Raw genomic sequence first — 23,326 nt, 5'->3', positions numbered from 1 at the left:
CGGTCATCGGGAGGGGTCGGCCAGTTTGATGAGGAAGCCGGATCGTCCCTCCTGGACCTTCTCGCCGTGCTGGTTGTGAAGGGTGAACCTGCGGTCGATGAAGCCCTTGTCTCCGGCCGAGACCTTCCGTGCAGCCAGGATCTCCATATCAGTCGTGACGGTATCTCCGATCCGCAGCGGTGCGAGGAACTTCCAGTCGTCGAGGCTCGTCATGGCGATCGCCGACTTCGCGAACCATCCGGCCCTGTCCATGAGTCCGGTGATGACGGCGATGCCGAGGGCGCCGTGGAGCAGCCGTCCGCCCTGATCATGCATGTGCTCGGCATCGGCATGCACCTGGTTCCAGTCGCCCGAGAGCATCGAGAACATGGTGAGATCCGCTTCCGAGAGTGTGCGGGAAGGCGACCGAAAGATCTGGCCGACCGTGAGGTCCTCGAAGTAGAGGCTGTGGTCGGTCGAGACGAACTGACGTTCCGCCAATTCCGTGCGCTCGCTCGGCCGAATCGCCGTCCGGCCCTCGGTGTTCCCGTCTGTCATGGGCTCCTCCTCAATCCAGCGCCGTATCCCAGCAAGCTATTGCTCGGACCGAGTCTCGTCTGTCATACTCATCGTACAAGAACGAACGTTCTTCCCTGCTCAACGAGGAGTGACATGGAATCAACAACCGGCCCACATGCCGATCCCAATACAACCGCGCCCGCGCTCGAGACCCCCGATGAGAAGAAGATGACCCGGCTCGCAGGGGCCTCCGTCATCGCCACCGCGCTCGAATGGTTCGACTTCCTCATCTATTCGACCGCTTCGGCTCTCGTCTTCGGCCACATCTTCTTCCCCTCGCTCGAGGGAGCATTGGGCACCATCGCCTCCTTCGGCACACTCGCCGTCGGCTTCATCGCCCGGCCCGTCGGCGGAATCATCGCCGGAGCACTCGGCGACAAGTTCGGGCGCAAGGGCCCCCTCGTGGCCTCGATGATCGTCATGGGACTCGCCACGACATCGATCGGTCTGCTGCCCAGCTACGAGACCATCGGCATCTGGGCCCCGATTCTCCTCGTGACCGCGCGACTCGTCCAAGGACTCGGCGTCGGCGCACAATGGGGCGGAGCAACACTGCTGCTGACCGAGCACTCCCCGGTAAAGCGTCGCGGTTACTACGGATCATTGGTTCAGCTGGGAACTGTCGCCGGAATCATCATCGGCAATGCGTTCTTCCTCTGCATCCTGCTCTTCGTCGACGAGGATGCCTTCATCTCCTGGGGCTGGCGCGTGCCGTTCCTGTCCGGCATCCTCCTCGTCGCAGTCGGAATCTTCGTGCAGATGAAGATCGAAGAGACCCCCGTCTTCAAGTCGATGCAGGCCAAGGCGGAGGCCGCAACAGCCGGCACGAAGATGCCCCGAGTGTCCTTCCTCCGTGCCCTGCGGTTGTACTGGAAGCAGATCCTGCAGGCCGCCGGTGCGTTCTTCGTCGTCAACGGCACCTTCTACATCATGATCTCCGGAATGCTGTCCTACGGAACGGCGAATGTCGGACTCTCGCAGACGACGATGATCATGATCGTCTGCCTCGCCGTCGCCACTCAGATCTTCACGATCCCCTACTTCGGGGCCTGGTCCGACCGTCACGGCCGACGCAAGATCTTCCTGCTGGGCACCGTTCTCATGGCCGTGTGGGCGTTCCCGTTCTTCTGGCTCGTCGACACCGGCAATCCGGTCCTCGTCGCCGTCGCCATCATCGTCGGACTTACGCTGCACGCGATGATGTTCGGGCCCCAGGCGGCACTTTTCGCCGAGATGTTCCCCGCAGACGTGCGCTACTTCGGAGCCTCCCTCGGATTCCAGCTGGCCAGTGTCTTCGCCGGCGGTCTGGCACCGATGCTCATGGTCTCGCTCATCGAGGCGACCGGCACCTCGGCGAGCGTGTCGCTCTACATCATTGCGATGGCCATCATCACCTTCGTGGCCGTCTACTCCATCAGGGAACGCTTCCAGGCGAACCTGCATGAGACCGCTGCAGACATCGAGGAACGCGAACTACGCGAAACCGGCCGCCTCGATGACACGGCAAAGCCCACAACCACCGAGGAGGCCGAACATGCCTGAGACGCCCCTGACCCTCGAAGAGCGAATCACCCGCCTCGAAGACCTCCACGAGATCGGTCAGCTCCGTGCCCGCTACTGTCAGGCGCTCGACGACGGCCGGTGGGATGATCTCGCCGACACATTCACCGACGACGGCGCGTTTGTCGGTCTCTCCACGGCCCGCGGGCGAGAGGAGATGCTCGAATTCTTCCCTCAGCTCAACGCGTCGACAGTGACATCGTGGTGGCACTTCAGCTCGAACGAGACGGTCGAACTGGACGGCGACACCGCGACCGGGACGACCTGGCTGCTCCAGCCCTGCGTCGTCGATGGCGAATCCCAGATCGCCGCCGGCCGCTACGAGGACACGATGGTCCGGACGCCGCAAGGGTGGCGATTCACGGAGCGGCGAGTCTCATTCTTCTTCTGGTCATCCCTCGAGTCCGGCTGGGACGCAGCCCGGTTCTCGTTCCCGCCCGCAGCCGATGCGGCCGACGCGCGGACCGTGGAAAGGCTCGGATGATGTCAGCCGACAGATCCGGGCCGCTGCGCGGCGCGGACGAGACCGAAGACGAGGTCGACCTGCAGGTCGGCGAGTTCGACGGGCGAGAGTTCGCCATCGGGCCGGTACCACGTGGACATCGAGTTGCAGAGAGTGACGACGCCGCGCACCGCCGACCCGAGATTGCGCACCTCGCAGTCTCCGGCATCCGCGCCGTCGCTGATCGCGTCCCGGAACACCGCTTCTGTCCGGTCTCTTTGGGTGACCACCTCGGCGCGGCCCTCACCCTCGAGGTAGCGGAACTCGGTGATGCCCACCACCGAGGCGCGCGGCTGGGCGACGATGAAATCCACGTACGCGCGAACCGCGGCCTCAAGCCTCCCCAACGGACCCTTCCCCGCTGTGGCAACCGCCGCCTCGAGGGAATCCGCAAGAGTGCGCGCCGTCTCTTCGAGCACGAAGGCGAGGATCTCACTCTTGGATCCGAAGTAGTTGTAGAGGTTCGACAACGAGGTTCCCGCAGCCTTGGCGATCTGCCGCGTCGATGCCCCATGGAAGCCCAGCTGGGAGAAGACCTCAAGCGCTGCCGCGACAACGGTCGCACGGTCGATGAATCTCGGTGCTGCTCTCCGCCTGTCCGACTCAGCTCGCTTGCCCTCCATGGGCACCCATCCTCTCACAAGCACAACAGGAAGGAACTCGCATGACTCCGCCGCTCACCCCCGGCCGGCGCCTGCTCGCCGATGCGTCCCCGCTGTCCGCGACAAGCCCGCTGAAACTGGCCGATACTCTCGCCGAGGCGATCAGCGACGAGCTCGGAGGCGCGGCTCGAGTCGTGTCCGCCGAGCTGGAGACGAACGGTGCAGACGAGACCAGCGACAGCGAACTCCTCACCCCTTCGGCCACGGTCACAGCCGTCCTGGCCGAACGCGGCAATGCCGTGCGCACCGAGGTGACCGCGCACCTCGTCGGCACCGACTCGTTCACCGCCTCGGTGCGGTTCGCGTTCACCGCGACGGTCGACAACGGCACCGCGGTGTCCGAACTCCTCTGCCCGGGCAGCAAGGGGTGGAACGGCGAACTGCTCGCCCGTCTGCGCGACGACGCCGAGTTCTCCCAGCTCATCGAGGCCTACGACGGAACGATCGGCATCTCCATCGGCGGTCGTCCCGTGCACATCCGCTGCTACCGCGGCCACGTGCTCGAAGTCGTCCCCCGGTCGGTACTCGGCGCCGACTTCGTGCTCGCCATCCCCGGCGACGTCTTCATCGACCTCATGAGCGGAGCCCGCAACCGCTTCATGGAGTCCGCGATGAGCGGACAGATGCGCTCCTCCGGATCCGGATACGAATACCTGCGGATGACCAGCGCGCTCATGCGCCTCATCGATCACTGCCGAGCCATCGCCGCATCCGCGGGATACACCCAGACGCCCTCCGACGAGAAACTGCAGGTGGCCTGAGATGACAACGCTGACCCACACCCACGCCTCCCAGACCGCGGCGAAGACCCTCCGCGCTCACCAACTGATCATCGATGAGCGCATCGTCTTCGTCGAGGACTGGGGAGACATCGACGCGACGCCGCTGCTCGCGATCCACACCGCCGGCCAGTCCGGAGTCCAGTACCGACACGTCGCAGCCGACCTGGCCGCCCGCGGCTACCGCGTCATCGTCCCCGACCTCCCCGGGCACGGCCGCACCGAGCCCGCGAAGGACGGCCCGGTGACCGACCTCGGCGAATACGCGCAGTTCGCGCTCACGGTGCTCGACCAGCTCGGCATCGACCGATTCGTCGCCGTCGGCTGCTCGATCGGCGGGAAGATCACGATCGACCTGGCCGTCCGCGCAGGCGACCGCATCATCGCAGCCATCGCCATGGCCGCCGGGTCCCGTCCAGGCCACGTGTCGCTGCGGGGCTTGCGACGTGAACTCGTCGACATCTCGACCCCTTCCCGCGGCGATCGCACCTACTGGGGCACGCGTGCCGTGGTCGGCTCCGCAATCGATGACGACCAGCGCGACCTCATCGCGCGGATGCACTGCCGGGAAGACCCCATCGTGTCCAACTCGGACCTCATCGGCTGGGGCAGCCACGATGTCACCGATGGACTGCCGGGCGTCACCTGCCCGACCGTTCTCGTCGCCGGAGAGGACGATCTGTGGATCGACGCCGATGCCATCCGCCGCGATGCCGAGGCCATCCCCCGTGGCACTTTCGTCCTCTTGCCGGGTATCGGGCATTATCCGATGGAGGAGATGACAGACTTCGCCGAGACCGTCGACGCCTGGGTCCGAGACGCTGATCTGCAGATTGAAGAAACGGAGGCTGCTCTGTCATGACCGCACCTGCGACTCTCTACAGCCACCTCCGGTCCTGGGTTGAAACCGACCCGCAGCGTCCGGCGCTCATCGACCCGATGCCCGCCGACGCCCGGCAGGAGGGAACTGAATTCGGGCATGTGCGCCTCAGCGTCACCGACCTGCTGGCCCGCACCGACGAATTCGCGGCGCTGCTCGCCGAGAACGGCATCGAAGCCGACGACTGTGTGGCCGTGTGGCTGCCCAGCTGGTCCGATGCCTACGCCTGGCAGTTCGCGGCATCGGCCCTCGGGGCCCACGTCATCGGCGTGAACACCCGCTACAACGTCGCCGAGGTGGGACATGTGCTGACCAAGGCACGTCCGCGGGCGCTCATCATGGCCCACGGGTTCCGCAGCCTCGACTTCCTCAGCACTGCGCGGAAGGCCGTCGCCGAGGCGGCGCAGGAGAGCACGGACCACGTGCCCTTCACTCCGCCCCGGGCCTTCGTCTGGGCGGTGCCGGGAGCGAAGGACGCTCCCACCGTCGAGGACTACGACCTCGGCGCCGGAGCGGTGCTCGTCCCGTCGGGGATCTCAACCGATGCAGGGCCCTCAACCGAACCCTCAGGCGAAAGTGAGGCACAGCCCTCCGTTGCCGAGCAGAATCCTCGCTTCGCCGAGGCAGCCCCGGAGGACTCACGACTCTCCGTCGCCTTCACGACCTCAGGATCCACCGGAATGCCGAAGCTCGCAGCACACCGCGAGGCCGCCGTCATCTCCCACTCGCAGCAGGTCGCCGAGCGGGCAGACTTTGCTCCGGGCGACGTCCTCGTCGAGCCCCTCCCGTATTCGGGAGTCTTCGGGTACTCGGCAGGAATGGGAGCACTGTTCGGACGAGCAGCCGTGCTGCTGCACCCGGTCTTCGACGAACGCGAGCTCGTCCAAGCCTGGAGCCGGTTCGGAGGTTCACACTTCGTCGGTGCCGACGATATGCTCTCCCGCGTACGGCGCGCCTGCGAAGAGACAGGCACCAGACTCGACTCCTGGCGCTGGGCCGGGGTCGCCGACTTCCAGGGAATGTCCGCGGACATCGCGAAATGGGCGGCCGAGGAATTCGGCACGCGCACCGTCGGCGTCTACGGGTCCTCCGAGGTCTTCGCTCTCACCTCCTTCTGGCCGAATGAGACCCCTGAGGAGTTGCGCTACTCGGGCGGCGGGCGCCTCGTCGATCCCCGCTACGAGTACCGCATCGCCGACCCGGTCACCGACCAACCTGTCCCGGACGGCTCGGAAGGCGAAGTCCAGCTGCGCGGACCCAACGTCGTCGACCGTTACCTCGGCGATCGGGGAGAAGGGGCGAAGAACTTCACCTCCGACGGATGGTTCCAGACAGGAGACCTCGCACGAGCGCAGGGACCCGAGGCATTCGAATACGTCTGCCGCATGGGCGATGTCATCCGACTCCGCGGGTTCCTCGTCGACCCGGCCGAGATCGAACTCCACCTCATCACCCACCCGGAGATCGACCTGGTCAAGGTCGTCGGTCGCAGCAGTGAGGTCGGTGAGCCCGAAGTCGTCGCCTTCGTCCAACCGACACCCGGGGCTACTCCCGAACCAGAGGAGATCCGGCAGTACTGCCGGCAGCAGCTCGCCAGCTTCAAGGTGCCGACCGAGGTCCGACTGGTCGAGACCATGCCCGTGACCGCAGGAACGAACGGCTCGAAGATCAAGACCGCTGTCCTCCGCGAATGGGCGGCTCAGCCGGAAGCGGTCGGACAGTGATACGAATCGAAGCAGACACGAAGACCCCAGAAAGGGCAGAAGATGACTCATAAGCCGCGTCCGCGTCCGGACACTCCGCACATGATGACCGAGGAGCGCCTCGAGATCCAGGCGCTCGCCCGCGAGTTCGCCCGCGATGTCGTCCTGCCGATCGCCAATGACCTCGACCCCGTCGAGGGACAGTTCCCCGATTCGATGGTCAAGCAGATGGCGGACATGGGATTCTTCGGCATCCTCATCCCCGAAGAGTACGGGGGCCTGGGCCTCGGTGTGTTCGAGTACTGCCTCGTCGCCGAGGAGCTCTCCCGTGCCTGGATGTCGGTGGCCGGACTGCTCGCTCGCGGCAACGGCATGGGAGGAGGCTTCTCTCCCGAGCAGGAAGCCCGCCTGCTGCCGAAGGTCGCCTCCGGCGAATACCTCGGTGCCTTCGCTTTGTCGGAGGCCGAAGCCGGGTCCGATGTGGCGAACCTGCGCTGCAAGGCCGAGCGCAATGCCGATGGTGACTGGGTCATCAACGGAACGAAGATGTGGTGCACGTACGCCGATCAGGCCGACTACATCATCCTCTTCGCCCGCACCTCGACAGAGGAGAAGCGGCATCGAGGGATCTCGGTGTTCCTCGTCGAGAAGGAACGCGGCACCTTCCCCGAAGGTATTTCCGGGGCACCGGCGAAGAAGATCGGCTACCACGGGTGGAAGACGTGGGAGCTGTCGTTCGATAACTTCGTTCTGCCTGCTGATTCCCTCCTCGGTGAGGAGGGACGCGGTTTCTACCAGGCAGTGTCCGGTCTCGAAGTGGGCCGCGCCCATACGGCGGCGCGGTCGATCGGTCTGGCGCAGGCGGCGCTCGAGGACTCGGTGAAGTACCTGAAGGAACGCGAGCAGTTCGGCCACCCGCTCGCTGATTTCCAGCATCTGCGGTTCAAGGTCGCGGACATGGCCGCCCAGATCGAGGCGTGCCGGCAGCTGATGTATTCGGTGTGCACGGACATCGATTCGGGTCGCCGCTGTGACAAGGAAGCGGCGATGGTGAAGTACCTCGCCGGGGAGATGAGTGAGAAGGTCACCTCGGAGGCGGTGCAGATCCACGGTGGTGCCGGGTACACGAAGGACTTCGCGGTCGAACGCCACTGGAGGGATGCCCGGTTGACGAAGATCTTCGAGGGCTCGTCGGAGATTCAGATGCGCATCATCTCCGACGAACTTTTAGGCCGCTGAATTACTACCCGACGGCGGCCCAGCAACCTGGCGCCAGGTATCTGCGCCGCCGTCACGTAGCAATTGGGGCGTACGTCACGAACTACTGATAGGAATTTGACTGCGATGACTGAGACGAACCTCCAAGACTGGGTCGGGCGGACCTCGACCTTGACCGAGACGGCCGACGGCGAGCGGGCCGCACGGCTGGCGACACTGCTCGGCCGCGATGGGGACGTCGCGGCGACGCTGTTCCCATTGGGGCATTGGCTGCATTTCTCCGAAGACGATGTGCCGATGAGTGAGCTCGGAGCAGACGGGCATGCTGCGCTTGGTGGGTTCATGCCGCCGGTGCCCTTGCCCCGTCGGATGTGGGCCGGCAGCAAGCTCGACTTCCACGCACCCATCCTGCCCGGGCAGACGATCGAGCGGACGACGACGATCGAGTCGATCACGGAGAAGACCGGCAGCACCGGGCCCCTGTGCTTCGTCGTGCTCCGCCACGAGCTCACCGCGGACGGGAAGCCTGCCACGACGGATCGGCACACGATCGTGTACCGGGAGGCCACCGAGGTGCCGGAGGGATCGGCGGCGAAGCCCCCACGTGAGGACTCGCCAGTCCCGGACGGTTGGGACTGGACGCGCTCGGTCCGGCCGAACGAGGTCATGCTCTTCCGCTACTCGGCGCTGACGTTCAACTCGCACCGCATCCACTACGACCACCCGTACGTCACCGAGGTCGAAGGCTACCCGGGTCTTGTCACCCACGGTCCACTGACAGCGACGCTGCTGCTCGACGCCTTCACCGCCGAGCATCCAGGCACCCGCGTGACCGGATACAACTTCACCGCTAAGTCGCCGCTGTTCGCGAACGAGCAGATCCACCTTGTCGGTCGTGAGATCGAAAACGGGGAACACGAACTGCAGGCGATCGCCCCGGGCGGGAAGCCCGCAATCGTCGCAACCGCAACCATCGAGAACTGAGGAGAGACGTTGGCTGAAACCCGTCCCGCACCCCTGTCCGGACTCAAGGTCGTCGAGATCTCCGCATTCGTCGCCGCACCCTTAGGTGGAATGACGCTGGCCCAGTTGGGAGCCGATGTCATCCGCATCGACCCGATCGGCGGCAACATCGACGCGAACCGGTGGCCGATCAGCGACGACGGCACATCAATCTATTGGGCCTCCCTGAACAAGGGCAAGCGCTCGGTCACGCTTGACCTCAAATCAGAAGAAGGGCAGAAGATCGCGACCGACCTCATCGCCGAGGCGGGAACGCTCATTACGAACCTTCCGGCCCGTGGATGGTTGAGCTATGAGAATCTCAAGCAGTATCGTGAGGATCTCGTCATGCTCCGCCTGGGCGGATGGCACGACGGTTCGCCGGCGGTCGATTACACGGTCAATGCGGCCAGCGGATTCCCGATCATTACCGGTGATGATGAGCGCCCGGTGAACAACGCGGTGCCGGCGTGGGATGTCGCTGCGGGGCTCTATATCGCCAACGGGATCATGGCTGCCGAACTCGACCGCCGCTCCTCGGGCAAAGGCCAGGAGATCACCTTGGCGCTCTCGGACGTCATGCTCGCGACCGTCGGCAATCTCGGCTACATCGCCGAGGTTCAGGCGACGGGCAAGACCCGTGGCGCTTTGGGCAATGGCCTCTACGGTGCGTACGGGCAGTCATTCGAGACCGCGGACGGCCGACAGCTCATGGTCGCCGTCATCTCAAACAAACATTGGCGCGGCCTGGGCAAGGCAACTGGACTGTCAGAGAAGTTGGAAATGATCGGGCCGCTGCTTGATGTTGACCTGACCACTGAGGGTGGCCGGTTCGAGGCACGGGAGGCCATCGATGCGGTGGTGCGGCCGTGGTTCGCTGCGCATACTCTCGCCGATGCGGAAGCTGCGCTCAAGGACGCCGGTGTACTCGTCGGTGGCTTCCAGACGTTCGAGGAACTCGTGAACGACGACCCGCGCTGTACGGTGCAGAATCCGCTGCTGACCGAGATCGATCAGGCGGGTGTCGGCCGGGTCCTTGCGCCCCGAGTGCCGCTGCGCTTTGGCCGGACACCCGTCGCCGATGCCGTACCGGCATCGCCGTTGGGCGGCGACACCGAGGCGGTGCTGGCCGACGTGCTCGGTTTGAACGCTGATGAGGTAACAGGACTCCGGGGTTCGAGCACCATCGACTGACCATGCCGGCCCCGACTGGTCCGGTCGACTACGTCGGCGCCGAGGTGGTCAACTGACTGTGCTGTGAACCGACGAGAGTCTGACTCGACCGACTTCGGTCTGCTTCCTTGTCCGCTCAGTCTCACGAGGAGCTCGGCCCGTCGCTCAGCGGTTGAGCGGTTCAGGGTATCGACTCAGCGGGGTCAGCGGTTCAGCGCATCCAGTGCATCGAAGAGCGCGTGCCGATACCACGCGTAATCGTGGCCGCCCGAGTAGAGCCGCAGCTCCGCCTCGGCGCCGGCCGCTGCCACTGCGTCGGCGAACATCTGCGACTGATCGATCATTCCGCCTTCCTCACGGCCCACGTGGAGAAGGAAGCGCGAGCCGGCCAGCACCGTGCTCGGTGCAGTACGCAGGCCCACCGTGAGGTCCCCCGGCTCGACGTCATCCCGGGCGTCGTGGCTGTCGCGATACCAGAAGGACCCGGAGCCGATGATCGCGCTGCCGAATCGGTCCGGGTGATCGCACGCGAGCCCGGCGGCGGCAAGACCGCCGTAGCTGTGCCCGACGATCGTCACCGCTGTTCTCGCCCCCGCGCTGAGGTGGTCATCCACGATTGGCAGGACTTCCTCGGTGAGGAGGGCGGACATGAAGCGACGGTCGACGAGGTTCTCGCGGTCCGGGGTGGAAACGAGGGCAAACGCCGTGGTGGGTCTGTCCCACCTCGCGAGCGCGAAGGGCAGCTCGAGGCTGTCCATCCACACGTCGCCGTCGAGTACGATGACGAGCTCGTCGATGGGTTTGGCGGAAACGTGGACGATAGTCACGAGCCTCCCGCGGGGTGTGCGGAGTCTGCCCACGGTGACCGCGGACGACGATGGCTCACCCTGATTCCACACGGGATGACCATCTGTGGCGTCAGGACCTCTGAGCACCGAAGAAGTGACCTCGGAGCCGAATGGATTGTGGATGTGCTCGAGCGCATCCGGATCGGGGCGACCGCTGGTGCAGAGCGCGCGGAGGTGATCCAACGTTGGAGCGGGGACGCTCACCGTTGGGTCGAGGAAGGGTCGGCGGAGGAAGCGGTAAGTGATCTCGACATCCGAGGGGAGCTCGACCGTGAGCGATCGTGGGGAGATCACCTCGCCTGCCGGGCGCAGGACGAGGTGATCAAGGTCGGGCCACGAGGCATGGAGGAGGAAATCGATGTCGAGGATTACCTCGGTGCGGGGATCGGGTTCATCGACGGTGAAGGTCACCGACATCGTCGACGAACCCGGTGAATGCGCGATCGTGTGCATTCACCGGCTCCGATGCCGACGGTGCGGGCGTGTCGAGGTCACGACGCCTTCGGGGCGGTCTCCTCGAGGAGGGGCAGGACCGCTTCCAGGTCGTCGAGGGAGCTGAGCACACCCGGCTGCGGAATCGAGGAATCATGTCCCTCAGGCAGTGGAATGTAGGTCCCGTTCTCGACTGCCGGCAGCGATTGGAACAGAGATGAGTCTTCGAACTTCTCGCGCTGTCCGTCCTCGAGCAGGGAGTGGTAGCCGATGACGACGATATCGGCGTCGAGCAGCGAGGTCTGCTCCTCGCTGACGACGTCCTTCGGGTACTCCTTGCCGAACTTCCCATGCTCAGGGCCCGGTTGGAAGCCGAGCTGGGTGAAGAACCACGAGGCTTCGGTGTCGGGCACCGACATGTAGGTCACCTGGGTCGGGTAGACGACCGCATAGTTGAGGGTGACATCGGCGAATTCGGGGTTGTCCTCCCGAGCCTTGCTGAAAGCATCCTCGACGGCGGCGATGTTGTCCTTGCCCCGCTGCTCGCGGTCGAGCGCCTTGGCGACGACCTCGTGCCGGTTCTCCCACGTCGAGTCTGTTCCTTTGGGGAGAGCGACGACCGGGGCGATCTCGGAAAGCGTGTCATAGCTCTTCTCGAGGTCCCAGTAGCTCGCAGCGAGGATGACATCGGGGTCCAGCGCGGCGATCGCCTCGTAGTCGAGCTCGGCGTAGGGGTCGAAGAGCTTGTCGATCTCTTTGATCGGGCTCGTCGACTTCGCCTCCTCCAAGGCTTCCTGCTCGTAGTCGTAGAGCTCATCGGCATCGCCGGCGGGCTTGAACGAGCCCACAGGGACGACCCCCAGGGCGAGTGCGTCATCGAGGTCGCCGATGGCGACGACGCGCTCGGGGGCTTCTTCGAGTGTGGTTGAGCCGTAGGGGGTCTCGAGTGTGAGGGGGTACGCGGTCGTTCCGGCCGTCTGCGTCGACTCCTCTTCCGAGGACGCCTCGGAGCTGCCGCAGCCGGCGAGCGAGACGATGAGGGCGACGGTGGTGAGAACGGCAGCTGTCTGCTTGGCTCGCAGCGGTCGGAGGATGGAAGAGGTTCGCATGTGGTCTCTCAAGGTCAGAAGGGCCGGGCGCACTCGCGCCCGTAGAGGCGAAACTTAGCCTATCCTTATGTCGTGGCGCAGAATTGCTGAGAACGGACAGAATTGCGGAAAGGGGACACGTTGCTCGATGAATCGTCGTGGTCGTTCGACCAGCTCGTCGAGGACCGAGACTTCCGCTTCGTCTCGCGTCACTACCGGACGGGAACTCCGGATGGACTGCGGCTGGTGAAGTACAGCGTCGATCGTGAGGGCAGCTTCGGAGTGCATGTCGAATCCGACATCCACCAACTCACCTGGTTCGAGGGGTCGATGCTCGGAGTCTTCGCAGATCAGGAGTTCTCGTTGATCCCTCCGACCCAGGCGATGTGGATCCCCGCGGGGACAGTGCATGACATCGCCGCACTGGGACCGGGGACAATGTACTGCGCCTATCTGCGGATGGGCCTCGAGCGCTCGGACTTCACCGTCCCCCGGCAGGTGGAGATGACAGACCTGCTGCGTGGCCTGCTGAGGCATCTCTCGGGTGACATTGGCACCGATGCCGGCCTGCGCTCACGGGGTGTGCTGCTCGATGCGATCGAGGCCTCGAGCGCGGCAGTGCCGCCCGTGTCGTTTCCGACGCATCCGGCGGCGCGTGCCATCGCCGAGGCGATCGTCAGCAATCCTGCCCGCCGAGAAACACTGGCGGCAACTGCGGCGTCCCACGGAATATCTCCGCGGACGATCCGCCGAATCTTCCTGGCAGAGACGGGGAGGAGCTTCCAGCAGTGGTCGATGGCGGCCAGGCTGACGGAGTCGCTCGACCTCCTTCGTGGAGGGGGCTCGCTCGACGAGGTGGCCCGGGCCGTCGGGTTCTCCGGTGCATCGAGCTTCGTCCCGGCGTTCAGGAACTACTTTGGGGTCACTCCAGGGCGGTTTCGGAAGGCGAATGCGGCGGCGGAGTTCTGAACCTGACGGCGAATACGGTCGCCGACGCGATAGAAGCTGTGATGCTCAAGCACTGGACGACCATGGTGATGAGTGCCTCAGGCGATACCAAGTCTCTCGGTGAGTTGTCAGCTTCCGGGATCGTCCAGCGGGATAGTCGCTGTGTCCAGAAGTACGCGTGAGAGAGTAAAGGAATCAGTCTTCGGAGGTATATTTCGCCGCAACAGGATGTCAGTGAAACGCCAAGTTCGGAAGAATACGGAAGGTGGGCCTAAGCGACGTCGTTCCTGGTCGCGTTCCGGAACCGCTCGTATTTGTGCTCAAGCAAGTCTCTTTCGGGGCGCTGCCGCCGACTCTTGGGGACTGTCATCAAGCTATTGCCGTGGAGTTCTTGAAGGCCGTGTTTAAGCATCGGTCCATCGACCTCTTCCAATAGATCATGGCGGATTTCGATGACATAGTCTGGACGGATTCCGAGGAAATACCAGTCGAAGGCTGCATGGTGAATCTTGCACATGGCCAATCCGTTGACGACTGAGGCGACGCCACGCTCAGCGTTATCGGGCACGATGTGAGCGGCATCAAGAAGACTGGGGTGGGCCAACATGCAGACAGTGCATCTGTTCTCGTAGGCAGAAAGCACCATGGATCGGAAAACGGGTTGGTGCACTCGTACTTTTGCCATTCTATTGAGATAGCGCCGAGCGACTGTTTCGTGTGCTGAACCGCTGAGCTCAAATGCGGCCTGCGCATCCTCAGCGGCGACAAACACGAATTGTTGTTGCTCAGGTTCCTCATCAACGATGAAAACCGGAGCAATGACTTGGTAGCGGGCAGGGCTTTGTGCAACTCCGCGGAACCAGATCAATGGGAGGTGGTTGTTCAGGGCCTCCCGCAGTCCAACATTTTCGGGGTGATTGGGATCTGTGCCTCGCCACTTGTACCTAAATCGACCGTCAACGCCGGTCGAGTCTTCGTAGGGAGGCGTTTCACCCGGTGCCGTGTACGACGTGCGAAAAGACAATGCGGCCGAGTAGTTGCCGGGCTTCCAAATGCCCTGCACTGGTGCGATTAGGCGCGTTTCGTTTTTTGCAAAATGGAAATCGCTGAGATCCTCACGAGTGAGTGGTTCTCGCCCGCTGTCAGTTCTCATCTCTAGCCAGTCGATCGCAGCTTCGCGCAATCCGTCGGGTTCACCGGTGGGCATCTTTGCTCCTGTCTGTGTGGATTTCATGTGTTGCTGCGCAAGTGGTGAGTTTTTCCACAGTTGGCAAATCCGCCCTCGCCCAATTGAGAGTGGAGAGCTGTTCTCGAGTGCACCACTTCATCGAGTCGTGATCGGTGCTGGAGCTTGGAAGTATGGTCACCTCGACGTGGTAGCACGCCAGATCGAGTCGGATGTCGCCGCTCTGGGTGGTGGCTCGCGTGACGAGATCGCGGACCTTTGCATCGTGTATGTCTAGTTCTTCGGATAATTCTCGGGACAACGCTTGCTGAGGAGTTTCGCCCGGTTCTACTTTTCCGCCAGGAAATTCCCACTTGCCACCTTGGGCCTTGTCTGGGTGGCGCCGGCAAGCGAGAATCCTGCCTTGGTGCTCAATCACAGCGCCGACGACTCGGATGACTTTCACCATGTTCTTAGGTTATGTCAACGGTCAACGAATGTCGTTCCTGATCAGGATTGCATTATCGGAGTTAACTACTCGGCGACTCGAGGCAGGGTCAATTGAGACGAAGAGCCTCCCACGCAAACGTCGCAACCCAATGTGAGGACATGTACTCGTCGGATACCGCTGCCTCGAGACCCGGTGCCATCAGCGAATCGACACGGGTGAGCATGCCCTTGGCATGATCTGCGAGCTCGTTGTCACCCGCATTCTCCGTAATGAGCTCGAGTTTCGGTGCCAGCCTCATCACAGACGCAGCGACCGAAAGTCCCAGTCCATAGAGGTGGCTTTGCTGACCGTCGGTCGGGTCGAGCACTTTGACAGGGGTGAGAGCTGGTGATTCCGGAGAAAGTTCGGATAAAAACCCAGGCAACCACGTCGCCAACTCGTCCTCGGTGAGAACCTCTGCCATGAGGTCCGCTTCGCACAACCCTGGGGAGAGGAAGTCGTGACCGCTGCGCTCCTGAGCGAAGTTCCAGGTGACATCCTCGGCGAATAATCGACGAGCCGCACCTGCGATGACATCGACGGCATCGTGTCGGCCAGCCACTCGCGCACCGATGAGAATCCGACGCAAACCGAACGCCGTATTGGAATGAACCCCGTGCCTGACCGGCTCGGCAACTTTCGGCAACCAGGCGATCACGAGGTCGAAGACGGTCTCGGCGAGCACCTGCGTGTTCGACCCCAATTCCCGCAGCTCCGGAACGTCACTGGCATTGAGTACTCGGTTCAGTTCGACCGCCCAAGCCCAACCGTACGGACGCTCCCACGAGGGATTGTCACGGAGGAAGGCCGCCTCGGCGAGCATATTCTCTTCGCTCAGATGCGCGGTCAGGACCTCGAGCGCTCGATCGCGCCAACTCGCGGTCTGTGCCTCGTCAGTCTCGAGGAGCGACGCGAGCAGGTAGTGCATGTGCACGCTTGAGTGCCAGTCGAAGGAATTCGCGAACGCCGGGTGCTTCTCCACCGCGGGCACGATATCAGCCAGGCCATGAACGAGATGATGGGCCGCGTACGGATATTCACGGGTGATGTTGCTCAGGGCCACCTCGGCGTACGGGTGGACGTAATCGTCAATCTGCGACATAGATCCTCATCGGCTCGGGGTCTCCACATTACTCGCAATTGAGTCCCGCCCAGCCTGGGGAACTGGTCATCTGAAAATCAGACAGAGAGCATCCACAACGACTATTGGAACTGTCGAAGCGCGCTCATTAGGCTCGAACTGCCTCTTCAGAGCAGATCGGCAAGCCTATGATTCGCCTTGCCGATCTGCACAGATTCTCATGCTCGACAGAGCACTCAACATGCCGAGGAAGTCATGTCCAATTCTCAGATCGCCGACTCAGCAGAACCGACAGATTCTGCCGAGATGAGCCCCGCATCCAGACCTGAGCGCAAGCAGCCGATCGGCCTATTCACGCTGTCCTCCATCGAGATGTGGGAGCGCTTCAGCTTCTACGGCCTTCAGGTTATCCTCGCCTACTACATCTACTACACAGCGGGCGACGGAGGATTGGGGCTTTCGGAAGGTGAAGCCCTCGCCATCACCGGAGCCTACGGCGGTGCCGTCTACCTGGGACAGCCCATCGGCGCATGGTTCGCCGACCGTCTCGTCCCTGCACGGACCATGGTCATGGCCGGTGGAATCATCATCATGGCCGGTCACATCACTTTGGCGACCGTACCCGGTCTGGCAGGGCTCATCATCGGACTCGCCCTGATCACAATCGGGACTGGGGCCCTGACTCCCAACGTGTATACGATGGTCGGCCGCCTCTATAAGGAGCACTCGCCTCGGCGAGACTCAGGCTACGCAATCTTCTACACCGGCATTCTCGTCGGGGCGCTCGTCGGGCCTCTCGCCACAGGTTTCCTGCAGACCGAACTCGGCTTCCACTACGGATTCGGCGCCGCTGCTGTCGGCATGCTCATCGGCCTCACTACTTATTTCTTCGGCCGCAATACCGTGCCGCAAGAAGCACGCGTGGTTCCCAATCCGATCGCTTCGTCTGGGAAGTGGAAGGCTGCCGGAGCCGGTATCTCACTCTTGGCCCTCATCGCTGTCCTGGTGGGTACGGGGGTGCTGACCACCGGCAACCTCAACAACTACGTTTTGGCGACGATCTGCATCGTCAGCATCATGTACTTCCTCGTTATGCTGCGCTCGAAGAAAGTGACCCCCGAGGAACATAAGCGGGTCAAAGCCTTCGTCCCACTCTTCATCACAGGCACCGTATTCTGGACGATGATCCTTCAGCTCTTCACCACTTTCGCCGTCTACGCAGATACCAGAGTCACACTGACGATCGGCGGCTACTCCATGCCAGCCGCCTATATCAGCACCTTCGAGGTCATCGCTGGAATCATCGCCGGTCCGCTCATTGCTGCCTACGGGCAGAAGGTCGCAGGCCGTCCGAACCGCGCTGTGCCCAGCACCTGCTCGAAACTCGGCCTCGGCTTCCTCATGATGACGCTGACCTTCGCCCTCTTCGCCCTCTATCCGATGATTTTCGACGGCAGAATTCCGCTCATCCCCGTCATCATCGGCATGATCGTCATGGGCGTCACCGAGGTGATGTACGCCCCGATCGGATTATCGGCAGCATCCCAGCTCTCTCCTCAGACGTTCAATGCCCAGATGATGGCATTGTGGGGACTGACGACTGCCGCAGGCGCCAGTCTCTCAGGATTCATGGGCCAACTCTACGGAGGTATGAGTGAAGTCGCGTTCTTCTCACTCATGGCTGGAATAAGCCTCGCTACTGGCCTCGTCCTCTACAGTCTGCGTCGCCCGTTGCGCGCGCTCGGGCTGAAGTGAATCGCTGTATGTCACCAGTATCACCCAGCGCACAAACATACCTGACCTCACCAATCGACAGCGAAAACGAAGGAGCGCCTGTGCCGAGTGCCGATCGCATCTACAGAGGCGGGACCATCCACACGGTTGATTCCGCAAATCCGACTACCGACGCCGTAGCGATTGCCGATGGGCAGATCATCGCCCTCGGCACCGCGGACTGCGACAGCGTGGCTGGCTCCGACACCGAGGTGGTCGACCTGTCGGGTCGGACGCTGATACCTGCCTTCCACGACGCGCATGCTCACCCGGTACTCGGCGGCATCAACCTCGTCCACTGCAACCTCGACGATATCCACGGATATCGGGCTTACCTTGAACGCATCGCCGAGTACGTGCACAACCATCCAAAGGACGAATGGGTCATCGGCGCCGGTTGGTACGGCGACGTCTTCGAAGGAGGTTTTCCCCACCGGCACGACCTCGATTCCGTGATCTCAGACCGGCCCGCGGTCTTCGACAGCCACGATGCTCACGGCTGCTGGGTGAACACACGAGCACTCGAAGCTGCCGGTATTGACCGTGAAACTCCGGACCCCGACGGCGGTCGGATCGTCAGGGATGAATCCGGCGAACCCACTGGTCTGCTCTTTGAGACCGCTGCGGACCTCGTCAAGAACCTGTTGCCGGTGACCACATCGAGCGACGTGGAGCAGGCGCTGGCCAGTGCCCAGGAGTACTTCCACTCTCTGGGGATCGTCGGATGGCAGGACGCGGGCGTCGGAGTGCTCACCGGATCGCCGGTCGACACTTACCCTCCCTATTTGTCCATGGCGGAAGCGGGCGCGTTCAACAGCAAAGTCACCGCCGCGCTCTGGTGGGATCGGGACGTGCCCTACGCCGAGCAGATCCAGACGCTCAAGGAGCGTCGAGACGTGATCCGACGGGTCGAGAGCGACCGTAGCGTTGGCGGTGTACAGGTCACCGTTGTGAAGATCATGCTCGACGGAGTGTGTGAGAACCTCACTGGAGCCCTCAAGCGCTCCTATCGTGGCCATGATCATGAACACGGGCTGCTCATGTTCACGGCCGACGAACTCAACGAGATCACTCGGGGAGTCGAGCGGCATGGCTTCGACATCCACATCCATGCTGTGGGCGATCAGGCTCTCAAGCTCGCGGTTGACGCGCTGACTCAGGAAGAGGGTCCTGCCACCGGGCGCCGCCATCAGATCGCGCATCTGGACATTGCGGATCCCGAGGATCTCGCCAGAATGGCGTCCAGCGAACTGATCGCCAACGTCCAGCCGCTTTGGGCCCGTCGAGATTCTGTCCTCGTTGAGACCAAACTCCCGCTTCTTCACGATGACCAGCAAGCCCACCACTTCACATTCGCAACGATGAGAGACGCCGGCGTCCGGCTTGCGTTCGGGAGTGACTGGCCGGTTTCGAGTCCCGATCCGATCTGGGGAATCCACGTCGCGGTGAACAGAACGGCTCCGCCGGCCGACCCGCATGGGCAGGACGAGGTCGCTCAGAACGAACCGCTGCTGCCGGGCGAGGAGATCACAGTCGAAGAAGCGCTTCGTGCTTATACCTTCGAAGCCGCTCGTGCCAACAGCTACGAGGACGTCTCCGGGAGCATTGAAGTCGGAAAATCGGCGGACTTCGTCATTCTTGACTCCGATCCCTTTGAAGTTGAGCGACGACAGCTGGGTGACATCAGAGTCGAGACAACGATCTCGGCAGGAGAAGTGGTGTATCAGCGCGGGCGAACTTCCGAAGCTGGGCATTCTGTTGCAGGGTAACGCACGCTGCGTCTCCTTTCGACGGTTCCTTAGTGTCGGCTCGCAACGGAGCTGCCCAGCCACAGGGTGGCTTGAGTTAGCTGCGCCGGGCCTATGCCATTCCGACCGGCAAGCGGTACCAAGGCATGCGGTCTTCTCCGAAGCGAAATCACGTCGCCATTCGATCGCTGACGTAGGGCGCCGTCAGCGGAGGCGGGATCGGCCCCTTGATGCGGCGCCCGGACTGGCGCTCCTCCCAGGCGTGGGCGAGGATGCCCACTGACCGGCTGAGAACGAAGAGCCCGCGTGCCAGTTCCGGCGGGCAGCCGAGCGAGGCATAGATGATCGCGGTCGCGCCGTCGATGTTCATGGGCACTGGCTTGTCTCGGCCCTCCGACAGGGCCTGTTCGAGGGCCAATCCGCAGTTCAAAGCATCACGGGCGACTGTGCCGTCCTCCACCGCTTCCTCGACGAGCTCGAGAAGTGAGTCCCGACGCGGATCCACGGTGTGGAATCGGTGTCCGAATCCAGGCACGAAGGATTTCGTGCTGCGGTGATCGGCGACGACGTCACGAGCCACAGTCAGCGCATCGCCCTTGCCGTCTGCTATGCGTGAGCGCATCTCGTCGATGATGGCAACGCATTGCTGACCGGCACCGCCGTGGACGTCTCCGAGTGTGTTGACTCCGTTCGCCATCGCGCTGTTGAGCCCGATGCCGCAGGTGACTGCCATCCGGGCGCTGGCGATCGAGGGAGCCTGCGGACCATGATCGGCGGCCGAGAGCAGGGCTGCATTGAGCAGGCGCTCCTCAGACGCCGAGAGGTCACCCCCGGTGACCAACAGCCAGATCACCTTGACGAACGACGAGTCTGCGATGAGATCTGCGATCGGGATGCCTCGGTACTCGATGATATTCGGTTCGATCCGGCTGACGGAGGTAGCCCACCAATCGACGACTTGGTCGATTGATGCTCCGTCGGTGTTCTTCCGTGGTTCGGTCACGAGATGCCTCCAGCGGCGCGCAGTTCGTTGATGGTCTTCTGGTCGAGTCCGGCCTCGAGCAGGATTGCGTCGGTGTGTTCGCCCAGCAGCGGCGGGCCCGCCTGCGGTGAACTCGGGGCCCCATTGATCCGGATCCCATTGCCCAGCACCGACAGGGCGGCGTTCTCATCCGATGGATTGGCGACCTCATGCACCAGGGCCCGTTCTCGTACCTGCGGAAGAGTGAGGACGTCCCCGATGTCGAGCACGCGACCTGCAGGAACGCCGATGTCGGCGAGACCCTCCTCCCATTCAGCCGCGGAGCGGTGAGCCAGTGCTTGCTCGATCTCGCCTCTCAGCTCATGCCGGTTCGTCTTCCGCGCTTCGCGTTCGGCGAATCGCGGATCGCCGATGAGGTCCTCTCGGCCGATGTATCTCGCCAGGTCTTCGAACTGTTCCTGTTTGTTGGCCGAGATGTTGATGCGACCATCGCCGGTCATGAACATGCCCGACGGTGCGGCCGTGAAATTCTCATTGCCCATCGGCACGGGTTCCCGGCCGGCGACGAGGTAGTTCGACACGACCCAGCCCATCGCCGTGATCGCAGTCTCGAGCATGGACACATCGATGACGCTGCCTGAACCTGTGCGCTCCCGATCGAGGAGAGCTGCCGAGATCGCGAACGAGGCGGCCATGCCCCCGAGGGTGTCAGCGACCGGATATCCGGCTCGCAGCGGCCCGGTGTCAGCGGTGCCCGAGGAGCTCATCATTCCGGACAGCCCCTGGATGATCTGGTCATAGGCCGGTCGGTCTCGGAGTGGGCCGGACTGGCCGAAACCGCTGATCGCGCAGTAGACGAGACCGGGATTGAGTGCGTGCAGCTCCTCCTCGCCGAAGCCCAGGCGTGCGAGCACTCCCGGGCGGAAATTCTCCAACAGCACATCGGATTCCCTCAGCAGAGCGGAGAACGCTGCGCGGCCGGATTCCGTCTTCAGGTTGATGGCGATCGAGCGCTTGCCGCTGTTCTGAGCGATGAATGACGCGCCGAGCTTCGCCGAATTGAGCTCTGGATCGGCACCGAGAGATCGGGCCAGGTCGCCTCCGCCGGGCACTTCGACCTTGATGACGTCGGCGCCGGAGAGACTGAGTTGATATGCGGCGAAGGGACCCGCCAGGACATTCGTCATGTCGAGGACCCGGATTCCGGTCAGCGGACCGTGGTTGGGCATCAGAGATCAGCACCTTTCCTTTGACGTAGCTTCGAGATGACCGTCACGATGACCGCCAGAGTCAGGACGACGTAGAGCGTGATGGAGATTCCGCTGTCGAACAGTGCTCCGACCTGGCCCTCGCTGACAGCCAGAGTGCGTCGCAGCTCGGTTTCGGCCAGCGGACCGAGGATGACGGCGATGAGCACCGGTGCCACGGGCACGTCGTAGCGACGCATGAGCAGACCGATGAGGCCGACGCCGAGCATGAGGGCGACATCGACGACGGAGGCGCTGGTGGAGTAGACGCCCAGGGCACAGAACATCGCGATGCCTGCGTAGAGGTATGGGCGGGGAATGAGCAGCAGTTTGGCCCACAGCGGTGCGAACGGGAGATTGAGGATGAGCAGGACCACAAGTCCGATGAACAGCGAAGCGAGCAGCGCCCAGGTGAGATCGCCGTTGCGTTCGAACAGGAGCGGGCCCGGCTGCATTCCGTACTGCTGGAACGCGGCCATCATGATCGCCGCCGTCGCCGAGGTGGGAAGTCCGAGAGTGAGCAGCGCACCCATGGCCGTGCCCGAGGTTGCGTTTCCGGCGGCCTCGGGGGCCGCGACCCCGCGGATGGCACCACGGCCGAACTCGGGAGCCTTGGACTTCCGGTCGATGCGACGTTCGTTGCCGTAGGCGAGGAAGGTAGGGATCTCGGATCCGCCGACGGGGATGACTCCGAAGGGAAGGCCGAAGGCGGTGCCGCGCAGCCATGCAGGAAGGGCCTTTCTGAATTCTGTGATCGACAGGAACGGCCGCCTGCCCGCCTCGACGGTGCCGGAGGAATGCCCCCGTCCGCCGCGAGAGGCCACAAAGAGCACCTCAGCGACGGCGAGCAGGCCGACTGTGATGACGATGATGTGGATCCCGTCGAAGAGCTGCGGCACTCCGAAGGTGAACCGGGAGGCCCCCGACTGGGAGTCGATGCCGACGACGGCGAAGGCGAGACCGAGCACAAGTGCGGCGAGACCCTTGATGAAGGAGTCGGCCACGACCGCGGACGTTGCGACGAAGGCGAAGACCGCGAGGGCGAAGAACTCGGCCGGACCGAAGTAGGTTGCGAGGACCGCCATCCCGGGTGCGAGGAAGGCGACCAGTGTGGTCGCGATGAGTCCGCCTGTGAAGGCTCCGATCGCCGAGGTGGCCAGTGCTTGGGGTGCCCGTCCCGCCAGCGCCATCTTGTGACCTTCGAAGGTCGCGGCGATCGCCGAAGAGTTGCCGGGGGTGTTGAGCAGGATGCCGGAGATCGAGTCGCCGAACAGGCCGCCGTAGTAGACCCCGGCGAACATGATGAATGCTCCGGTCGGATCGAGGGTGAAAGTGATCGGCAGCAGCAGGGCGACGGCCATCGCGGAGCCGAGTCCGGGCAGGACGCCGACGGCAGTGCCGAGCAGAGCGCCGATGAGTACCCAGAGGAGGTTGATCGGCGCCAGCGCCGTTTCGAAGCCGCCGAGGAGGTTGTTGATGATGTCCAT

Annotated in this window: 21 protein-coding genes; 11 read left to right on the top strand and 10 right to left on the bottom strand. The window is 63.3% G+C overall.

Annotation, left to right across the window (positions count from 1 at the left end; translation table 11 throughout):
• Positions 1-3: 3 nt before the first annotated feature.
• Positions 4-537, bottom strand: a complete 534-nt coding sequence (locus FHG09_RS01650) for a MaoC/PaaZ C-terminal domain-containing protein (RefSeq protein WP_152345953.1) — start codon at positions 535-537, stop codon at positions 4-6.
• A gap of 114 nt (positions 538-651) precedes the next feature.
• On the opposite strand from FHG09_RS01650, the gene FHG09_RS01645 reads away from it, so the two are divergent.
• Positions 652-2,100 (top strand): MFS transporter, encoded by a 1,449-nt coding sequence (locus FHG09_RS01645; RefSeq protein ID WP_152345952.1) that lies wholly within the window; start codon positions 652-654, stop codon positions 2,098-2,100.
• Complete coding sequence (locus FHG09_RS01640; RefSeq protein WP_152345951.1) at positions 2,093-2,602, top strand: nuclear transport factor 2 family protein; 510 nt, start codon at positions 2,093-2,095, stop codon at positions 2,600-2,602. Before FHG09_RS01645 ends, FHG09_RS01640 begins: the two co-directional genes overlap by 8 nt.
• A gap of 2 nt (positions 2,603-2,604) precedes the next feature.
• Here FHG09_RS01640 and FHG09_RS01635 read toward each other — a convergent pair whose 3' ends face one another.
• A complete protein-coding gene (locus FHG09_RS01635) occupies positions 2,605-3,243 on the bottom strand; it encodes a TetR/AcrR family transcriptional regulator (RefSeq protein WP_152345950.1) in 639 nt (212 codons plus the stop codon).
• A gap of 41 nt (positions 3,244-3,284) precedes the next feature.
• Between FHG09_RS01635 and FHG09_RS01630 the strand changes: the two genes are divergently transcribed.
• The 6 genes from FHG09_RS01630 to FHG09_RS01605 all read left to right on the top strand — a co-directional run bounded on the left by FHG09_RS01630 (position 3,285) and on the right by FHG09_RS01605 (position 10,058).
• Positions 3,285-4,043 (top strand): hypothetical protein, encoded by a 759-nt coding sequence (locus FHG09_RS01630; protein WP_152345949.1) that lies wholly within the window; start codon positions 3,285-3,287, stop codon positions 4,041-4,043.
• A gap of 1 nt (position 4,044) precedes the next feature.
• Entirely contained in the window at positions 4,045-4,923 is an 879-nt protein-coding gene (locus tag FHG09_RS01625) for an alpha/beta fold hydrolase (RefSeq protein ID WP_152345948.1), read from the top strand.
• Positions 4,920-6,665, top strand: coding sequence for an AMP-binding protein (locus FHG09_RS01620; RefSeq protein WP_152345947.1), 1,746 nt, complete (start codon positions 4,920-4,922; stop codon positions 6,663-6,665). Before FHG09_RS01625 ends, FHG09_RS01620 begins: the two co-directional genes overlap by 4 nt.
• Positions 6,666-6,707: 42 nt before the next feature.
• Complete coding sequence (locus FHG09_RS01615; protein WP_152345946.1) at positions 6,708-7,883, top strand: acyl-CoA dehydrogenase family protein; 1,176 nt, start codon at positions 6,708-6,710, stop codon at positions 7,881-7,883.
• Between the two features lie 105 nt (positions 7,884-7,988).
• Positions 7,989-8,846 carry a MaoC family dehydratase N-terminal domain-containing protein gene (locus tag FHG09_RS01610; RefSeq protein ID WP_152345945.1) on the top strand — a complete coding sequence of 286 codons (858 nt, stop codon included), beginning with the start codon at positions 7,989-7,991 and terminating at the stop codon, positions 8,844-8,846.
• Positions 8,847-8,855: 9 nt separating this feature from the next.
• Positions 8,856-10,058, top strand: a complete 1,203-nt coding sequence (locus tag FHG09_RS01605) for a CoA transferase (RefSeq protein ID WP_152345944.1) — start codon at positions 8,856-8,858, stop codon at positions 10,056-10,058.
• Between the two features lie 182 nt (positions 10,059-10,240).
• On the opposite strand, the gene FHG09_RS01600 is transcribed toward FHG09_RS01605, so the two are convergent.
• Both FHG09_RS01600 and FHG09_RS01595 read right to left on the bottom strand, forming a co-directional pair.
• A complete protein-coding gene (locus tag FHG09_RS01600; RefSeq protein WP_152345943.1) occupies positions 10,241-11,338 on the bottom strand; it encodes an alpha/beta hydrolase-fold protein in 1,098 nt (365 codons plus the stop codon).
• A gap of 38 nt (positions 11,339-11,376) precedes the next feature.
• On the bottom strand, positions 11,377-12,426 hold the full coding sequence (locus FHG09_RS01595; protein WP_152345942.1) for an ABC transporter substrate-binding protein: 1,050 nt from the start codon (positions 12,424-12,426) through the stop codon (positions 11,377-11,379).
• A 120-nt stretch (positions 12,427-12,546) separates the two neighbouring features.
• On the opposite strand from FHG09_RS01595, the gene FHG09_RS01590 reads away from it, so the two are divergent.
• The gene (locus FHG09_RS01590; protein ID WP_152345941.1) at positions 12,547-13,374 is read left to right on the top strand and encodes a helix-turn-helix transcriptional regulator; all 828 of its coding nucleotides are present in this window, start codon (positions 12,547-12,549) and stop codon (positions 13,372-13,374) included.
• A 250-nt stretch (positions 13,375-13,624) separates the two neighbouring features.
• Here the strand turns inward: FHG09_RS01590 and FHG09_RS01585 are convergent, their stop codons facing one another.
• The 3 genes from FHG09_RS01585 to FHG09_RS01575 form a co-directional block, all read right to left on the bottom strand.
• Complete coding sequence (locus FHG09_RS01585; RefSeq protein WP_152345940.1) at positions 13,625-14,560, bottom strand: HNH endonuclease; 936 nt, start codon at positions 14,558-14,560, stop codon at positions 13,625-13,627.
• Entirely contained in the window at positions 14,547-14,987 is a 441-nt protein-coding gene (locus FHG09_RS01580) for a (deoxy)nucleoside triphosphate pyrophosphohydrolase (RefSeq protein ID WP_152345939.1), read from the bottom strand. Before FHG09_RS01580 ends, FHG09_RS01585 begins: the two co-directional genes overlap by 14 nt.
• An 88-nt stretch (positions 14,988-15,075) precedes the next feature.
• Positions 15,076-16,110, bottom strand: coding sequence for a DUF2891 family protein (locus FHG09_RS01575; RefSeq protein WP_152345938.1), 1,035 nt, complete (start codon positions 16,108-16,110; stop codon positions 15,076-15,078).
• Positions 16,111-16,344: 234 nt separating this feature from the next.
• Between FHG09_RS01575 and FHG09_RS01570 the strand changes: the two genes are divergently transcribed.
• Both FHG09_RS01570 and FHG09_RS01565 read left to right on the top strand, forming a co-directional pair.
• On the top strand, positions 16,345-17,844 hold the full coding sequence (locus FHG09_RS01570; protein WP_152345937.1) for a peptide MFS transporter: 1,500 nt from the start codon (positions 16,345-16,347) through the stop codon (positions 17,842-17,844).
• Positions 17,845-18,074: 230 nt separating this feature from the next.
• The gene (locus FHG09_RS01565) at positions 18,075-19,631 is read left to right on the top strand and encodes an amidohydrolase (protein ID WP_264674056.1); all 1,557 of its coding nucleotides are present in this window, start codon (positions 18,075-18,077) and stop codon (positions 19,629-19,631) included.
• A 148-nt stretch (positions 19,632-19,779) separates the two neighbouring features.
• On the opposite strand, the gene FHG09_RS01560 is transcribed toward FHG09_RS01565, so the two are convergent.
• From FHG09_RS01560 to FHG09_RS01550, 3 genes are read right to left on the bottom strand one after another with little or no spacing between them, the layout of a single operon-like run.
• A complete protein-coding gene (locus FHG09_RS01560) occupies positions 19,780-20,613 on the bottom strand; it encodes a citryl-CoA lyase (RefSeq protein WP_152345935.1) in 834 nt (277 codons plus the stop codon).
• Complete coding sequence (locus tag FHG09_RS01555; protein WP_152345934.1) at positions 20,610-21,821, bottom strand: CaiB/BaiF CoA transferase family protein; 1,212 nt, start codon at positions 21,819-21,821, stop codon at positions 20,610-20,612. The genes FHG09_RS01560 and FHG09_RS01555 overlap by 4 nt, the downstream gene beginning before the upstream one ends.
• Positions 21,821-23,326: a tripartite tricarboxylate transporter permease gene (locus FHG09_RS01550; protein WP_152345933.1), complete on the bottom strand. Its 1,506-nt coding sequence runs from the start codon at positions 23,324-23,326 to the stop codon at positions 21,821-21,823. Before FHG09_RS01550 ends, FHG09_RS01555 begins: the two co-directional genes overlap by 1 nt.

The sequence above is a fragment of the Brevibacterium sp. CFH 10365 genome (genome assembly GCF_009299785.1).
Taxonomy (GTDB): domain Bacteria; phylum Actinomycetota; class Actinomycetes; order Actinomycetales; family Brevibacteriaceae; genus Brevibacterium; species Brevibacterium limosum.
Note: the sequence above shows the minus strand (reverse complement) of the source record. Positions and strands in the feature narration are given on the sequence as shown.

What these genes read in the sequence shown, in the direction of transcription:
- FHG09_RS01650 (WP_152345953.1), bottom strand. Translation starts at nt 537, where the DNA reads ATGACAGACGGGAACACCGAGGGCCGGACGGCGATTCGGCCGAGCGAG.
- FHG09_RS01645 (WP_152345952.1), top strand. Translation starts at nt 652, where the DNA reads ATGGAATCAACAACCGGCCCACATGCCGATCCCAATACAACCGCGCCC.
- FHG09_RS01640 (WP_152345951.1), top strand. Translation starts at nt 2,093, where the DNA reads ATGCCTGAGACGCCCCTGACCCTCGAAGAGCGAATCACCCGCCTCGAA.
- FHG09_RS01635 (WP_152345950.1), bottom strand. Translation starts at nt 3,243, where the DNA reads ATGGAGGGCAAGCGAGCTGAGTCGGACAGGCGGAGAGCAGCACCGAGA.
- FHG09_RS01630 (WP_152345949.1), top strand. Translation starts at nt 3,285, where the DNA reads ATGACTCCGCCGCTCACCCCCGGCCGGCGCCTGCTCGCCGATGCGTCC.
- FHG09_RS01625 (WP_152345948.1), top strand. Translation starts at nt 4,045, where the DNA reads ATGACAACGCTGACCCACACCCACGCCTCCCAGACCGCGGCGAAGACC.
- FHG09_RS01620 (WP_152345947.1), top strand. Translation starts at nt 4,920, where the DNA reads ATGACCGCACCTGCGACTCTCTACAGCCACCTCCGGTCCTGGGTTGAA.
- FHG09_RS01615 (WP_152345946.1), top strand. Translation starts at nt 6,708, where the DNA reads ATGACTCATAAGCCGCGTCCGCGTCCGGACACTCCGCACATGATGACC.
- FHG09_RS01610 (WP_152345945.1), top strand. Translation starts at nt 7,989, where the DNA reads ATGACTGAGACGAACCTCCAAGACTGGGTCGGGCGGACCTCGACCTTG.
- FHG09_RS01600 (WP_152345943.1), bottom strand. Translation starts at nt 11,338, where the DNA reads ATGCACACGATCGCGCATTCACCGGGTTCGTCGACGATGTCGGTGACC.
- FHG09_RS01595 (WP_152345942.1), bottom strand. Translation starts at nt 12,426, where the DNA reads ATGCGAACCTCTTCCATCCTCCGACCGCTGCGAGCCAAGCAGACAGCT.
- FHG09_RS01585 (WP_152345940.1), bottom strand. Translation starts at nt 14,560, where the DNA reads ATGCCCACCGGTGAACCCGACGGATTGCGCGAAGCTGCGATCGACTGG.
- FHG09_RS01580 (WP_152345939.1), bottom strand. Translation starts at nt 14,987, where the DNA reads ATGGTGAAAGTCATCCGAGTCGTCGGCGCTGTGATTGAGCACCAAGGC.
- FHG09_RS01575 (WP_152345938.1), bottom strand. Translation starts at nt 16,110, where the DNA reads ATGTCGCAGATTGACGATTACGTCCACCCGTACGCCGAGGTGGCCCTG.
- FHG09_RS01570 (WP_152345937.1), top strand. Translation starts at nt 16,345, where the DNA reads ATGTCCAATTCTCAGATCGCCGACTCAGCAGAACCGACAGATTCTGCC.
- FHG09_RS01555 (WP_152345934.1), bottom strand. Translation starts at nt 21,821, where the DNA reads ATGCCCAACCACGGTCCGCTGACCGGAATCCGGGTCCTCGACATGACG.
- FHG09_RS01550 (WP_152345933.1), bottom strand. Translation starts at nt 23,326, where the DNA reads ATGGACATCATCAACAACCTCCTCGGCGGCTTCGAAACGGCGCTGGCG.